Below are 1,838 nucleotides of genomic sequence, written 5' to 3'. Positions count from 1 at the left end.
GCCCGCCTCCGCTCTGATCTTCAGCAAGCTGTTCTTCCCGACGATCTCCCCGGCGGCCGGCATCATCGCCGCCTTCGGCGCCTATGCCATCGGTTTCCTCGCCCGCCCGCTCGGCGGCCTCTTCTTCTCGCATTACGGTGAGAAGTTCGGCCGCAAATGGGTGCTCGTCACCACCTTGTTCCTGATGGGCGGGGCGACCTTCGCCATCGGTTGTCTGCCGACCTACGAGACGGCAGGCGTCTGGGCGCCGCTGCTGCTGGTGCTCTGCCGCTTCCTCCAGGGCTTCGGGGCGGGCGCCGAGCAGTCGGGCGGCGCCACGCTGCTGACCGAAACGGCCCCGCTGGGCCAGCGCGGACGGCTGTCGTCGCTGATCATGGTGGGTGCGGCCTTCGGCACCGCGCTGGGCGCCATCGCCTGGATCGGCGTACAGCAGCTTCCCAATGAAGCGGTGATGAGCTGGGGCTGGCGGGCGATCTTCTGGAGCAGCATCCTCGTCACCATCGCCGCTTTCGTCATCCGGCTGAAGCTCGCCGAAAGCCCCGTCTTCACGGAGCTGAAGAAGAAGGTCGATGTCCGCAATCAAGCTCCGCTCCGCGTCGTCGCGAAGCATGGCAAGAAGAACGTCATCAAGGTCATCCTGATGAACTGGGGCGTATCGACCCAGTCCTACACCTATCAGGTCTTCATGATCTCCTACCTGATCAATGTGGTGGGGGTCGATACGCACTTCGTTCCGCCGGTCCAGCTTGCCGCCGCCATCGCCGCCTCCTTCGCCGCCTTCCTGACGGGCAGCCTGTCCGACCGTTTCGGACGCCGCCGGATGACGCTGGTGCTGACCGGGAGCCTCGTCGTCACGCCGTTCCTCGTCTTCCCCGGCCTCAACAGCGGCTCGCCGGTGCTGATCACCGCCATCATCGTGTTCGGCTACATGGTCGCCGCCCAGGGCGTGACCGGCGTGCACATGAGCTTCTTCCCGGAGATCTTCGGCAGCCGCTACCGCTATGCCGGCGTGACGCTGGGGCGGGAGTTCTCGTCGATCATCGGCGGCGGCATCGCCCCGCTGCTGTGCGCCTCGCTGCTGGCCTGGTACGGCAATTCCTGGGTTCCGGTCGCGATCTACATGGCCGTCACCATGCTGGTTTCGTTCCTGGCCACCTACTCGCTGCCCGAAACCCTCGACCGCGACTTGAACACGCCGACGGACGCCGAATGGGGCGAAGCGCGGCCTTCCAGGGGTCAAATCTGAACGGCGCATGATCCCGGGGGCGGAAGCCGGAAGCTTCCGCCCCCGCTGTCTCCTCCCGTATGGAAAGATGGGCAAGGCAATGACCACGAGCTTTCATCGCAAGGCGCTCCGCATCGTCGGCGCTTATGCCGCTCAGCCGGATGGCTTGGAGGAGCGCAGAGCCTTTCTTGAGGAGGTTCTGTCTCTGTCCGGGGTCGATGGCCTGGAAATCCAATGGGGAGCGCCCGGCTGGGAGCGGGACGCGCCGATCCTGGCCGACGTGCTCGGCAGCCGGGAAGGCCGGGGAGGTCATGTGCTGACCCTGATCGGCGCTGCGGCGACGGCCGCGGCCAGGGAACCGGCGGTCGGCCTGGCGTCTCCCGATCCCGGCGGGCGTGACCGTGCCGTCGAGCTTGTCGCCGCCGCCCGCGAAGGGGTGCTCGATTTCATCGCGCGCGGACAGCGCATCGTTGCCGTCGAACTCCACGCATTTCCGACCTTGCCGCAGGCCGATGCCGAACGGGGTGGTCGTGCCCTGGAGAGGTCGCTATGCGAGATTCTGTCCTGGGACTGGGGCGGTGCGACCGTCGTCCTTGAGCATGCGATGCCCGCC

At 66.7% G+C, this 1,838-nt stretch carries 2 protein-coding genes; both read left to right on the top strand.

The window, feature by feature from the left end; all coding sequences use genetic code 11:
- The coding region (locus I71_RS06875) for an MFS transporter (RefSeq protein WP_042692898.1) at window positions 1–1,246 on the top strand (1,246 nt) is incomplete at its 5' end.
- A gap of 79 nt (window positions 1,247–1,325) precedes the next feature.
- Window positions 1,326–1,838 (top strand): DUF4862 family protein (locus tag I71_RS06870; protein ID WP_159107355.1); only part of this gene is annotated, 513 nt, incomplete at its 3' end.

Origin of the sequence: Azospirillum sp. B506 (genome assembly GCF_000333595.1) — a bacterium.
Classification (GTDB): domain Bacteria; phylum Pseudomonadota; class Alphaproteobacteria; order Azospirillales; family Azospirillaceae; genus Azospirillum.
This window is presented reverse-complemented; position numbering and strand designations above follow the sequence as displayed.